11 protein-coding genes are annotated in these 13,854 nt (G+C 43.2%); 5 read left to right on the top strand and 6 right to left on the bottom strand.

The genetic code is table 11. The features are described from left to right. Positions 1-67 precede the first annotated feature (67 nt). Positions 68-3,091, top strand: coding sequence for a polysaccharide lyase 8 family protein (locus KFT32_RS17540; protein ID WP_249435956.1), 3,024 nt, complete (start codon positions 68-70; stop codon positions 3,089-3,091). Positions 3,092-3,184: 93 nt separating this feature from the next. Here KFT32_RS17540 and KFT32_RS17535 read toward each other — a convergent pair whose 3' ends face one another. The 3 genes from KFT32_RS17535 to KFT32_RS17525 form a co-directional block, all read right to left on the bottom strand. Then, positions 3,185-3,922, bottom strand: a complete 738-nt coding sequence (locus KFT32_RS17535; protein WP_211748536.1) for a class I SAM-dependent methyltransferase — start codon at positions 3,920-3,922, stop codon at positions 3,185-3,187. Positions 3,923-4,127: 205 nt separating this feature from the next. Then, positions 4,128-4,847, bottom strand: coding sequence for a cupin domain-containing protein (locus tag KFT32_RS17530; protein WP_211748535.1), 720 nt, complete (start codon positions 4,845-4,847; stop codon positions 4,128-4,130). A gap of 181 nt (positions 4,848-5,028) precedes the next feature. Then, the gene (locus tag KFT32_RS17525; RefSeq protein WP_211748534.1) at positions 5,029-6,549 is read right to left on the bottom strand and encodes a phytoene desaturase family protein; all 1,521 of its coding nucleotides are present in this window, start codon (positions 6,547-6,549) and stop codon (positions 5,029-5,031) included. A 203-nt stretch (positions 6,550-6,752) separates the two neighbouring features. Here KFT32_RS17525 and KFT32_RS17520 point away from each other — a divergent pair, with 203 nt between their 5' ends. Next, the gene (locus KFT32_RS17520; protein WP_211748533.1) at positions 6,753-7,859 is read left to right on the top strand and encodes a glycosyltransferase family 2 protein; all 1,107 of its coding nucleotides are present in this window, start codon (positions 6,753-6,755) and stop codon (positions 7,857-7,859) included. Between the two features lie 58 nt (positions 7,860-7,917). Beyond that, positions 7,918-8,442 (top strand): glycosyl-4,4'-diaponeurosporenoate acyltransferase CrtO family protein, encoded by a 525-nt coding sequence (locus KFT32_RS17515; protein ID WP_211748532.1) that lies wholly within the window; start codon positions 7,918-7,920, stop codon positions 8,440-8,442. A gap of 20 nt (positions 8,443-8,462) precedes the next feature. Here the strand turns inward: KFT32_RS17515 and KFT32_RS17510 are convergent, their stop codons facing one another. Beyond that, positions 8,463-9,407, bottom strand: a complete 945-nt coding sequence (locus KFT32_RS17510; protein WP_211748531.1) for an aldo/keto reductase — start codon at positions 9,405-9,407, stop codon at positions 8,463-8,465. 14 nt (positions 9,408-9,421) lie between these two features. Beyond that, entirely contained in the window at positions 9,422-10,420 is a 999-nt protein-coding gene (locus tag KFT32_RS17505) for a Gfo/Idh/MocA family protein (protein WP_211748530.1), read from the bottom strand. A gap of 126 nt (positions 10,421-10,546) precedes the next feature. Here KFT32_RS17505 and KFT32_RS17500 point away from each other — a divergent pair, with 126 nt between their 5' ends. Continuing rightward, positions 10,547-11,383: an AraC family transcriptional regulator gene (locus KFT32_RS17500; RefSeq protein WP_211748529.1), complete on the top strand. Its 837-nt coding sequence runs from the start codon at positions 10,547-10,549 to the stop codon at positions 11,381-11,383. A 141-nt stretch (positions 11,384-11,524) separates the two neighbouring features. Beyond that, positions 11,525-12,013 carry a GyrI-like domain-containing protein gene (locus KFT32_RS17495; protein WP_249435955.1) on the top strand — a complete coding sequence of 163 codons (489 nt, stop codon included), beginning with the start codon at positions 11,525-11,527 and terminating at the stop codon, positions 12,011-12,013. 105 nt (positions 12,014-12,118) lie between these two features. On the opposite strand, the gene KFT32_RS17490 is transcribed toward KFT32_RS17495, so the two are convergent. After that, positions 12,119-13,840 (bottom strand): ABC transporter substrate-binding protein, encoded by a 1,722-nt coding sequence (locus KFT32_RS17490; RefSeq protein ID WP_211748528.1) that lies wholly within the window; start codon positions 13,838-13,840, stop codon positions 12,119-12,121. Positions 13,841-13,854 lie beyond the last annotated feature (14 nt).

Raw genomic sequence — 13,854 nt, 5'->3', positions numbered from 1 at the left:
TTCATGCGGAAGGGGCGACTATATTCTATGTGTGAATCATTTTGTCTTTCATATGAAGGAGGAGTCCATGATCAAGACGCTGCGCAGAAACATGGTGATTGTCGTAACAACGAGTATGTTGTTGTCGTTACCCCCTTATTTGGAACCGCTTACTGTCAGGGCGGAAACAGCTGAATTTCCTCAAACGGAGCCTTTCCAGGATTCAAATGGCGACAAAATGAAAGTGAATGCAGAAGGGAATTTGCTTCCCAATGGAGATTTTGAAAAGGTGAATTCTTCAGGAGGAACATGGCAAAATGGCATTCAACCAGAAGGTTGGGGCGTTTGGCTTGCGAGCGGACAAGGGCTTGCATCTGTGACAACGGATGTCTATTATTCAGGAAACAAAGCTGTCCAAATTCATCATCAGGCTTCAGCACGGACTGGACTGACCACAAATGTAGCTGTTAACGGAGGGGGGAAGTATCAATTAAGCGCCTGGATTAAGACGAAGGATGTTGTCTCTGGGGGCGGTGTTTTCGTGAGAACACAATACTATAAACAGTTGAAAGGAGTGAACGGAAGTACTCAGGATATCAAGGTAGGCGATGGACCCGCTACAGTGAAAATGCAAGGAACGAATGAATGGAGTTTACGTGAAATCTTGTTAAACGTCCCTGGAGATGCGAAGTATGTTCGGATAGAACCATTTTTCGAAACAGGAACCGGGACGGCTTGGTTTGACATGCTGAACTTAGTACAACTACCAGAATCTCCCGAGAATAATGCAGCTTATGATGAAATAAGAAATCACTGGTATCAAAAATTAATGGGTGGAAGCGGAATGAATACAGCGGACCCTGACATAACGGCTTATATCCAGCAATTGTCCGAACGTGTCTCGAATTCTCAAGGGACGGGGTATTTGGATACCATTCATACAGATATTCAGGCAAACAGTTTGTGGGATGGCTTGATCAATCAGACAAACACGAATTCAGCCACCATTTCGACCGCTTATGGCAGGCTGAGAGAAATGTCCTTGGTATATGAAATGGAGACGAGCACGCTTCATAAAGATCCGAGACTGAAAGATGCAGTGATAGCTGGAATGGCATGGATGCATAAGTACCAATACAATGAGGGCAAACCGATCACCGGAAACTGGTGGGATTTCGAAATTGGTTCACCGCAAGCTTATATGGATATCTTAGTGCTTCTATATGATGAACTTTCTATAGAGCAGCGAAGCACTTACTTGAATGTGATTGATACCTTTGTTCCTGATCCGAAGAAAAGAGTCCAAAATGCAAGTGTGACAGAGACAGGTGCTAATTTACTGGATAAAGCGCTAGTCGTAGTCCTTCGGGGTGCGGTTGGCAAAGATGAATTCAAAGTATTACAAGGGCGCAACTCGATGTCAGGTGAATTTCAATATGTTACGAAAGGAGACGGCATCTACGAAGATGGTTCGCTCGTTCAGCACGCAAATATCGCGTATACGGGGGCTTATGGTTCTGTCCTCCTTGGTAGAATGGCTGACTTGTTATACCTCCTTAAAGATTCGAAGTGGGACATAGACGATCCGAATGTAAGTAACGTGTATCGCTGGGTGAGTGACTCCTTTGAACCTCTTATCTATAAAGGGGCCATGATGGACATGGTGAAGGGAAGGAGTATTTCTCGGGAAAACGACTCAGACCATCTGACGGGACGAGCGATTATTCGGACGATCGCAAGACTTGCTGAAGGAGCACCTGTACAAGAAGCGTCGAAGATGCGAAGTATGGTGAAAGAATGGGTACAGACAGATCTTTCCTTTTCTAATTATTATGCCAATATGCCATTATACGAAATGAACTTGATTAAGAATGTGATGAGCGATTCTACGGTAGTTCCACGCGGAGCAATAACGAAACACCAGAACTTTGCTGGAATGGATAGAGCTGTCCTGATTAGGCCAACTTTTGCTTTTGGACTCTCTCTGTTTTCGAATCGAATTTCTGCCTTTGAATATGGAAATGGGGAAAATAAAAAGGGATGGTATACCGGGATCGGTATGACCAGCTTGTATAATGAGGATCTTACGCAGTACAGTAATATGTACTGGCCAACTGTAGATATGTATAGACTTCCTGGCACAACTACGGACGGATATGCTCCTGCACCTAAGGACTGGGCTTCCTATTATAATACAAAAACCTGGGTTGGAGGAACTTCCCTGAATAATTTGTACGGATCTAACGGCATGGAATTTTCACTATCGAAAAGTACAGGCAGCACCCTTGAGGGAAGAAAATCATGGTTTATGTTTGATGATGAGATTGTAGCACTAGGCAGTGATATTAAGAGTACAGATAACCGAAAAGTAGAAACGATTGTGGAAAATCGTCAGATCAGTGAAGCAGGAGCGGGTACCCTTATTGTCAATGGAGTGAAGAAATCATCTGCATTAGGTTGGAGTGAATCTTTGAATAAGGTAAGCTGGGCTCACCTTCAAGGAAATATAACAGGCAATGATACCGGTTTTTACTTTCCAGATACATCTACTATTGTTGGCAAACGTGAAGCGAGAACAGGTTCGTGGAGTCAGGTGAATGCTGGGGGGAGTACATCATCAATTACTCGTAATTACGTAAGTCTAGCTTTTGACCATGGAAATATGCCAAGTGGGGCGAGTTATTCTTATGTATTGCTGCCTAACAAAAGCTCAGAGGAAACTGCCGACTATAGCAGACAACCGGATGTCGAAATTATAGCGCACAATAACATCGTTCATGCTGTGTACGAGAAAAAACTGGGGATCCGGGCTTACCAATTCTGGCAAGCAGGAGCTTCCGCGATGATTCGTACGGAACAGCCAGCATCTGTGATGTGGGAAGAGAAAAATGGGGAGCTGACACTTGCAGTATCGGATCCAACACAGCAGCAAGATGCGGTTATTATGAGTATCGACAGAAAAATAACAGGTGAAATACAAAGAGATCCTTCCGTTACAGTGCTCCAAACCGCGCCGTTTTTAAAAGTGCGTGTGGATACGAAAGGAACTGCAGGGCGTTCACATTCCGTATCGCTAAAGTATGATCCTTCGGCATCTTCTGGATTTAACTAAAAAAATTCTTAACTGGCGTTTTTCTCTAACTTAAAAAAGAAAGCAGGTGATCACAACACCTGCTTTCTTTTTATACAATTTTTGAATAACGAATTATGATTTTTTCACAGCAGACATGAGCAGAAACATAGGGCGTCTTATTTCTTCATAATAAGCCGGATTATCCTGAAGCATTTGTTCTGTAGGTTTAAGCTCAGACATATTAGTAATTTCAAAACCTGAGGCAATGAGTGTATTCACATAGGTGGATAGAGTCCGGTGATATTTCTCAACCTCATGACCTAGAAAATTTGCTTCGCGTAATCCTTCTTCATGATATCGATCAATCGGCCAGTGCAGTTTTTCACCTTCCGTATTATAATGCCAATCTTGAGCAGGCAAGGAGGTGAACATAGGATGCTCTACAGAAAAAACAAAGTGTCCATTTGGTGCGAGGAACTCGTTTATTTTTTGCGCAGCACTGCTGAAGTCTTCTATGTAGTGAAGTGCAAGGGAACTCAGAACAACGTCAAACTGTCCTGCATCAAAGGTTGCATCCTCAATCGCGACACGTTCGTAACGAATTGCAGAATCTTTCGTCATCTCTTTTGCCTTATCCAGCATTCGATCCGAAATATCGATCCCTATCACAGATTTGGCTCCATGTTCTCTTGCATACCGGCAGTGCCAACCATACCCGCATCCAAGGTCAAGGACATCAGCATCTTGTAAGTTCGGCAACATTGCTTTCAAAATGGACCATTCTCCTGCTGCATCTAATCCATGCTTTGAGCGAGACATTTGGCTGTATTGTTCAAAAAAGGAAGGATCATCATATTTGTTTTGTTTCATATCATTTGTCAGCTCCTTAGGTGTAATTCTTGTCCTGATCATACCAGATCTAAACCCTATTAAACATTAGGATCCACCATTAGTTCTATAGATAACACGATTATAATTAAATATTCCCCTTTGAAGTAGATATGTAATTCATAAAAAAGCCCCGTTTCTGCATATCAAACGAGATATGACAACGGGGCAGTTTTTTATTTACTTATTAATACGATTTGTTAGGATCAAAGGATCGTTGCGAATAATAGTAGTTAAACGGATGGGCTTGGTTCCACTCATATCCATCCGTAGAATATCCTTGAGGAGATGGACTGACTCCTTGAGGTACGTAGAATTGCTGTGCAGGAATGGTAGAAGAAAGCGTTTCTGACGAAACAGTAGCGGATTCATTCCGTTTCTTACATCCTGGAGGAGGACCTAGAATAATAGATTCCTGAATGGGTGCTACTGCGGCAGCATATTTCTCCTCATCCACGCAATAAGCGAGGTTCATAATCTCTTTTGGCGTAAAACGAAGGAAATCAGAACCATACACGATATCTGGAGTTGCTTCATCAAAGATGGTAAGAACATGAGTATCTTCTTTCATGGCTACAATCCAGTGAAACCACCCGAGTGGTAACATGGATACTTGCCCTGGTTTTAAGCGGTAGGACATGAGTTTCTGGGTAAACGGGTCAAAGACGGAAGTGACGACCTCTCCGCTGATGACAAACACAAGTTCATTTACATTGGTATGCCAGTGTGGCTGGATAATAAAACCTTTGTTCATATGAACATTGAATAATCCGGTTTTGATAGCGGGCAACTGCTCTTCAAAAACCTGAGTGATATAATTATGAGCATCACGTTTATAATTGACCTTTTTATTTGAATCAGCGCTCAAATTTAGATTCGGTGACTGCAAAACGGGGTCTTTTTTCATGCTGTTGTCCTCCACTTCGGGGTGTTGTTATTTCTCACCATATGCTGGGCGGGTATAGATTGCTCCGCACATCCCCATTTTTTTATTTATAGGAACCACCTGTGGATTTCATCATAAAAAAAGGCACAGTCCTATTTTGAGAGGAACCATGCCATTATTGCTACATGCTAAGGAGATAAGCTTATACTGATTTTTTTACTTTGCTAGATTTCACAGCTTTCTTGCTGTTTTCTTTGATGAGATCGGCGGTGAGCTGCCCGGACAATGTAACCATTGGAACACCACCTCCTGGATGCGTCGATCCTCCCACAAAATAAAGATTGTTTATAAGCTCGCTTTTACTCGGGATTTTAAAGCCGCCATTCATTTTGCGGTCTGTCGTGACTCCATAGATGGAACCCCCGTTTGCGCCGTATAGTTGCTGAAGATCGTCAGGAATAAACGTGTATTCATATTCGATATGCTCACGAATATCGGTAAGCCCCATCCGTTCCAGCTTGCCAAGCACAAGTTCACGGTAATCGTCTTTATAGGACTCCCAGCTCTTGCCCGGCTTGAGTGGCGGCACATGGGTAAGCACGAATAGATTCTCCTTACCTTGCGGAGCCTGTGTTTCGTCCGACTTACTGGATACACCGATATATACGGTCGGATCATCTGACGGAATCCCTTTGTTAAACATATCATGGAATTCTTTTTCCGGGTCACGAGAGAAGAAGAAATTGTGATGTAGCAGTTGTTCATAGGTCTTATCTACTCCCAGCAGGAGGACAAGTCCTGAAACCGTTGGAGCATATTTGTTCAGTTTTTTGGCTGTACCTACGGCTCCATTCTGATCCTTAAGTAACGAATGGTAGGTAGGAATCGCTTCCAGATTAGATACAACAAGATCTGCTTCAATGATTGTACCGTCTTCCAGTGTTACGCCTGTGGCTGTTTGACCTTTGGTGTTAATACGTGAGACCTTCGCATTGGTCCGCACACGGACTCCTTGTTCTTCGAGTGCGCGCAGCATCCCTTTTGCAATGTTGTACATTCCGCCTTTTACATAATAAATGCCGAGTCCGAGCTGTACATAGACAAGCTGTGAAAGAACGGCCGGTGCATGATAGGGAGAGGAACCAATATACATGATGAAAAAGTTGAACAGCTGGCGCAAGTGTTTGTCTTTTAAGTATTTTGATGTGCTCTGCGACATCGTACGAAGCGGATCCATAGCCAGCAGTTCTTTAATTGTATGCATTGCGCGAAGCTCATCGAGTCCAGATAAACTTTTACTGTAAATGCTGTTTCGGTTTAGGTCATAGAGCTTCTGACAGTATTGCAAGTATTTTAAAAATCCTTTTGCATCTTCCTCTGAAATTTCACGAATGATGGATATCATTTTTGGAAGATCACTGGTCACATCAATGGACACACCATCTTCAAAAAAAGTTCTCCATTGGGGTTCCACACGAACAAGTGTCATATAATCTTCGAGTCGTCTCCCCGTACTTTCAAACAGTTGTTCAAGTACCCAAGGCATGGTGAGGATGGAAGGCCCCGTGTCAAAAGAATAACCTTGTCCCGAACGTATATTCAGTTTCCCGCCGGCACGTTCATTTTTTTCAAGGACTTCTACATCGTGACCATCTGCAGCAAGACGCATGGCACATGATAATCCGCCAAGACCGCCTCCAATGACGATTACTTTTTTGCTCATAAACGATTGCACCCTTTCTAAAATATCAAGTAACTGATTGATTATTGGCTATACGTGAGACTTGATTTGTATGTTTTTTTGTATAAATCACATCGGCTCAGGTTCATAATGTTGCTATTACCCGATATCAAGTCTCAGCCTTGCCGAATTTTTCAGAGATTAAACTAATTTCAGGGCTTTTCCTTAGAATAGAGGACATTAGAATGACATACGTGTGGATCATTGCTGGATGGATTTCCGGATGGATATTACTGAGTGGAATGAAGCCTTTGTCATACTCGTTAAAGCGTAGTAGTCCAAGGAAAGAAGATTCGAAGATATTGACTTCGGTTAGTATCATCATTCCAGCTCGAAACGAGGAACATAACATTGCTGCTTTACTCCGTTCGTTAAAGCAACAAACTTTTCAACCTGTTGAGATCATCGTCGTAAATGATGGATCAACGGATCGCACAGCCGAAGTGGCTGCATCGTTTCAGGCAAAAGTAGTAGATCCGGGGGCATTACCTTCAGGATGGCTCGGTAAAAGTCATGCCTGTGCCAAAGGAGCGGAATTGGCTAAAGGGGATGTTTTCGTTTTTTTAGACGCGGATATAACTCTTAGTCCGAAGGGACTTGAAATCGTAATGTCTCGTTATACCGATGGACTGCTCTCCGTGCAGCCTTACCATCTGATGAGATGCTCATACGAGCAATGGTCTGCATTCTTTAATGTAATCGTTTCGGCATCCGTGGGTAGTGGCATCGATGGGACAGGAGCATTTGGTCCTTGCATCGTTTGCAGCAGAGAATCATATAAAGAGAGCGGGGGACACGAACGGGTAAAAGGTGAAATTCTGGACCATCATGCATTAGGGATTTGCTTTGCGAAGTCGGGATACCTGGTTCGTAATTATATCGGGACATCAGCCGTATTTTTCCGAATGTATCCTTCCGGGTGGAACTCGTTGTGGAAAGGGTGGAGTAAAAGTATGGCATCAGGAGCCGCCGCTACTCGCCTTACTAGACTATTACCTGTGATTATCTGGATTATGGGACTGACTACGGTGTGTACTTATTTCATACATTCTTTGAGTGCAGGAACGTTGGTAGCTGGAGCCGTCATTTACGTTCTTTATTCTCTGCAGCTAGCCGTTTTACTACGTAGAGTAGGTAATTTTCGGTGGTGGAGCTGGGCCTTTTATCCGCTACCTTTGCTGTTTTTTCTTTTCTTGTTTGCAGGGTCATTACTCATGACGTTCGTGAACAAAAAGGTGAAGTGGAAGGGCAGAGAGATTGAGCTGCATCGTCAAACGGAAGATGAAATGTAATAGATTTAACATTTATTCGATTCATCGATAAATATAAGAATGAGAGAGGAGTAGGCGAATGCCTATCTGGGAATGGTCTATATTCGTTACCGTCAGTGTTAATATTATGATGTGGTTATTGATCCATCTGAGCATTTCTTACTTTTTTAGTAGATTACCTGATCGGTGGTTTGAAGGTCTCCAATATACAGCTTCCAAAAGAGAGCTTATATTTTATGATCGTATCCTGCATATTAAACGCTGGAAAAACCACTTACCAGATGGAGCTGCTTTTCTAGGACAGGATTTCAGGAAAAGTCATATACAGCAAAATGACACCGATTATCTTCGGAAATACCAGCTGGAGGCGTGGAGAGGGGAATGGTGTCATTACGTATCCATATGGCCAGTCCCTTTATTTTTTCTATGGAATTTGCCCGTCGTTGCTTGGGTTATGATGGGATATGCAATCGCAGCGAATGCGCCTTGTATTCTGTCACTCCGATATAACCGGGCACGTATTGTTCGTATTCTGCAGCGAAGAGGGGAAGCCTTGCTCACTAAAAATACTAGCGAAATGACAGAAGACCCTTCACCCCAGTGAAGGATCTTCTGTCATTTCTTTTATTTGTGAATAGACTTTGCTGAAAGATCAAGCCACTGCACTTCATCCCGGGTTAGCTTAATCTCAGCCCCTTCTTCGCAAGACTTGAGTTCAGCAGGATTCTGAGCACCGATAAGCGCACATGTAGGGTAAGCTTGATTAAGCACATAGGCTAGTGCAATCTGGATCGTAGTCACACCTTTGGTCTTAGCAAGTTCTTCTGCCCGGTGCAGACGTTCCCAGTTTTCGTCACTATAGAACACCCGAACCAAATCTTCGTTATCGGTAATTTCAGGTGTGAAGCGACCTGTGAAAAATCCGCGAGCCTGAGAAGACCAGGATAGAATCGGAATCTGGCTTTGTTCATGAAACTCACTTGTCGCTTCATCAACAGAAATACATCCTGGCCAGAAGGCTTCCTTCGCTTTGGCGAGACTAAGATTAGGACTGCTGAAGGTAAACCCTCTCAGCCCATTCGACTTTGCATAGTTATTCGCTTCTTGAATCCGTTCCCAAGTCCAGTTCGAAGCGCCAGCTGCTCCGATTCGGCCAGCTTCGATATGTTCATTGAGTGCATCGATAATATGTTCGACGGGCACGGAAGGGTCATCACGGTGAAGGCCGTATAGCTCGATATGATCTGTACCAAGTCGTTCTAGACTTACGGACAAGTCATGATCAATTGCGGCTTTATTAACTCTTGCTCCTGTATGATCGGGATGAGCGCCTTTGGTGAAAATAACGATCTGATCGCGATTATTCATTTCTTTCAGGTATTTCCCAATGACTTCCTCGCTTTGTCCTCCGCAATAAATATGAGCTGTATCGATGGTGTTTCCACCGATCGCAAGAAAGGCGTTCAAGTTGGTCACGACTTGATCATAGTTATCATGGCGGAAATAATCAGTACCTTTAATGAGACGAGATACGGGTTTACTTGATCCTTCAATCGTTATTTTTTCCATTTTCATTTTCCTCCTTATAGTTCGATTCGTTCCCGATTACGGGCAGAGCGAAGGGCAGACTCAAGTACTTTCATATTCTGAATAGCATCTTGTGGAGCAAATTTAGGTTTTTCACCATCCAGCACGACAGCTGCAAAATCATCAGCCATGAGTGAATAATGATTTACATTAGGTACTTCTACTCTTCTATTCCCCAGTTTGCCTTCCACATAGAAGGAAGAATCTCCGTCCGGGTCACTAACAAAAGCAGAAGGGACTTTCAGTACCCCATCCGTGCCGAGTACTTCCATTTGATTACGGAAGGCAGCCCACATGCCGCAGTCAAAGATGAGAGAGATGGAATTTGGAAATTCAATAAATCCAGAGGTCATCATATCGACTCCGCCGTGCTTCTCTGAGAAGATAGCCTGCGTTGTAACCGCTTCCGGTTCTAGACCTGTGAGGAGCCTTGCCACGCTGATCGGATAACATCCCACATCGTAAAGAGAACCACCACCCCAATCTTTATGGTAGCGAATGTTTTCGGTGCTGCCTGCGCTATTAAAGGTGAAGTTAGCATGTATTCCGCGCAGTTCACCGATCTCACCCGACTCGATAACATCTTGAATCATTTGATATCTTGGATGATGACGATACATGAATGCTTCGGCAAGATGAACGCCTGCTTTTTGACACGCCTCCACCATTTTTTCCGTTTCTGCTGCAGTCAGTGCAATCGGTTTTTCGCACAAAATATGTTTACCGGCTTCCGCCGCGCGTAGAGTCCATTCCAGGTGAAGATGATTGGGCAGTGGAATATAGATTGCATCAATTTCACTGCTTGCAAGCAGTGATTCATAACTTCCATAGGCAGAATCAATATGTAATTCTTTGGCTGCTTGATCCGCTTTTTGCTGATCACGGCTTGCTATGGCTACAACCTCATTTCGCTTAGATCCCCGGATTCCCGGAATAACAGACCTCTTTGCAATGCTGGCTGTTCCAAGAACGCCCCAACGTAAAGATTGACTCATGTTCTTCCCTACCTTCTGATATGATATTATCATGATATTGTCATTGTATTGAATTCCATTCAAATTTAAAATGATAATATTTTGTGGTTTGTTAACACAATATTGTCATCATAGGAGGACGCGTGGATGCAACGTCAAAGCCACCTCGTTACGATAACGGATCAGCGTTTTTTTTGTTATCCAGAGTCTGTCGGCATGTTCAGTAATACGCCGAAACATTCCGTTGAGCGGGAAAAAGGAGCCCTTAATAACTTTAACATTCACTTTGTTGCCGCTGGGAAAGGTTATGTGGAGATGGAGGGCGCTGTATACGAACTCGAAGAGGGGGACGCTTTTTTATATTTCCCTCTTCAAGAACAGCGATATTATAGTAGTACGAGTGAACCTTGGGATATTAGATGGGTTCATTTTTATGGCAGCAGCCTAACGGAATATATGCTGGAACGCGGGTTTCAAGATCACCGGATTTGGACACTGCGTCAGCCGGAAGCATGGAAGAAAGCACACCTTGAACTTCTCAGCGAAGCGGAAAATAATAAAATGTTAAATCCTACGGTGTTGTCCACTTTAACCTATGCCGTAATTACAGAATTTGTCCATCAGGCAGAGGCACATACAGGGAGTAGAACAGGGCGATCCGCAGATCGGATAACAAAGTTGCTGCCTAAAATCCAGAAAGAAGCAGCAAGTCCCTTCATTCTGGAACACTGGGCTGAGGAGGCAGGAGTCAGCGTCCATTATTTTTGCAAATTGTTTAAAAAAGCGATGCAAATGACGCCTATGGACTTTGTAACCCAGTGCCGAATCCAAATGGCCAAGCAGGCATTGCTTGAACATACGGAACGAACAATCGGACAAATAGCAGCCGAAACGGGTTATCCAAGTGCGAGTTATTTTAATCGAAGGTTTCTAGAACATGAAGGAGTTACTCCTTCCGAGTACCGGAGATTATTTGGAAGGTAAATCCCTCTTCTAGAAGAGGTGAATTGATCAATTACTAATTGAATAAAGCGAACATTTGTTCTATACTAGAAAGATGCGAGGTTGTATTTTCCAAACAAAGAAATTACATACGTAATCAAGGTCTAGGAGGCGCTAGGGTAAATGTCTACATTCATTAGTAAGAGTGAAGTAATTCGTCATCAACAATTTCGTTTTGTAGGTACTCCAGCTAGAACAAACAATCAACTCGAACTGAAAGGAGAAGGAGTGATTCCATCACTGTGGTCGAACTTTTATGAGAATCAAATATTGGAACTCATACCTGGCAAGAAAAATTCTTCGGTGCTTGCTTTATATACACAGTATGAATCGGATGAGACCGGAACCTATACGATTGCCCTGGGTACAGAAATAACGGAAGACAGTGGAGCTCCTTCTGAGTTAGGGGAGTTTATTATCCCTGAGTCTAATTATATTGTGTTCACCACTCGTAAGGGACCGGTTCATGAAGTTGTAGTTGAAGCATGGCAAGAGATATGGGAGTGGTCTAAACATAATGAGCGAGCTTTCCAATCCGATTTTGAACTGTACGACGCCCGGGCGATTGACATGACGAATGGCCAAGTTGATATCTATATCTCAGTGAAGTGATTCAATTTCACAATCCCGTTCGCTGCTATCATCATTAGAATAGATAAAAAAAACTTCCCCCCATCCTAAGACGTTAGATCTGTCTGTGAGGGGGAAGTTTTTTTGTTAGAGGACAGAACTAGGAAACCAGATATGCCGAAGATCGATCCATCCTTGACTCCCTAGACGTACTCCGCGAACACTGGGTAGAACAGTTGTTTCGAACGGCTTGTCATATAGAACATGAAGAATACTTTCTTCCATCAGCAGATGTTCCAGTTCTATTAATTTGGTTAAACGTTCACTGCGTTCCTTCGTGTATTCTATTTCTGTTAATTGCTTGCGAATCATAACCTGAAGTGCAGGTTCTACATGAGAAGACAGAGTCAAATATAAATCATGTCTTCTAAGTGATTCATCTTGATCGAGTAGAAGAGAGAAGAGGATAAGATCGGCTTCCATCCGTACAGGTCCTTTAAACTGTTCCACAGGTACGATTTTTACCCTGCAGCGATATCCGTCTGCTTCAAGCTGAGCAGCTATTACAGCTGCATCCTTGCGATACTGAGGTATGGTGGCTAATACAAGGTGAATGTGGTTCTCAACCAAAGGTGCCTGCTCAATAGGTATTGATTTTGTTACATAGTCAGGTTCAGATAATTTTATGCTCGAAAGTATTTTCTTGCGGATCTTCAAATCTTGCAGAGGTCCTTCTTTTTCAGTATTGCAAGTAACTAGCTTGCGTACAAGAGTACGGCTCATAGCTTGTGTACGACCTTGTTTACTAGCGGAACTCCCACCAAGCAGAATGGGGAACAGTGGATCTGAACCTTCAGGAGAGGACGAATCCTGATCCGGTAAATTCCAAGGAATCTGGATGATTTCTACCACATCAAGGTGTGGTCTTGTTTTGAAATAGTCTGGGAAGGCTTCAAGGATGCACATGCTTTCATTGTGCTCTGTTACACGAAACGGCCCCGTCCCACTGATCTGCCCAGTACCACCTAATTGGTCCTGATGATCCAGATCCAAATCTGAAGGAACAATCGCTGCGCGCGTAGTACACAAAAATGAAGGGAAATACTCATTTGCTTGATGCAAAGTGAATTGGATACAAGTACTGGATCTCGCTGTCACCGAAGCAATAGACTGAATGACAAAATGATAAAGCAAAGGCTGATTATAACTCTTCAGTCGTTCAAACGTATAAATAACATCCTGTGCATGAAGTGTTTTTCCATGGTGGAATTTCACGTCTTTACGTAAATAGAAGGTCCACACTTTACGATCCTCGCTAACTTCATATTCATGTGCCAAATGCGGTGAAATTTCACCTGTCTCTACATTCAAAGTGAGTAGACTATCAAATACATGACTTGATACAAACGATTCGGCGAGTAGATTAATCCGAAGCGGGTCAAGCTGGTGAATTTGCTGACGCAATGGAAGGCGCAGAATATCCCACGGTTCATTGTCTCCATCCAGTTTCGAGTGATGTCCAAAATAACCCATGAGCCATCCCTGCAAACGTTCAGGCAATCGAGTTGAGTTCGTATAATTCTTAATATCGTCCATGACCTTCTTCATCTCATGGCGATCGATCGCTTTAATCATGGTAAGTGCAGCAATTTCTTCGGGATCGACCCGGAAAAATAACTCTGATCGTTTGCCTCTGCCCCTTTGGGCGTGCCATTCTATCCATCCATGGGCTTCCATTTTACGAATAATATTTAACGCATTCCTGTGAGTACATTCTAGTGTTAGGGCGAGTTCATCTAGTGTAATCTGCACGGAAGGTTCAGCTCCGTAATACCCGTGCAGTCGTAAAAATTGGGAATGCAATTTCAATATCAAAACAACTC

Source organism: Paenibacillus sp. Marseille-Q4541, assembly GCF_018310695.1.
Lineage (GTDB): Bacteria > Bacillota > Bacilli > Paenibacillales > Paenibacillaceae > Paenibacillus.
This window is presented reverse-complemented; position numbering and strand designations above follow the sequence as displayed.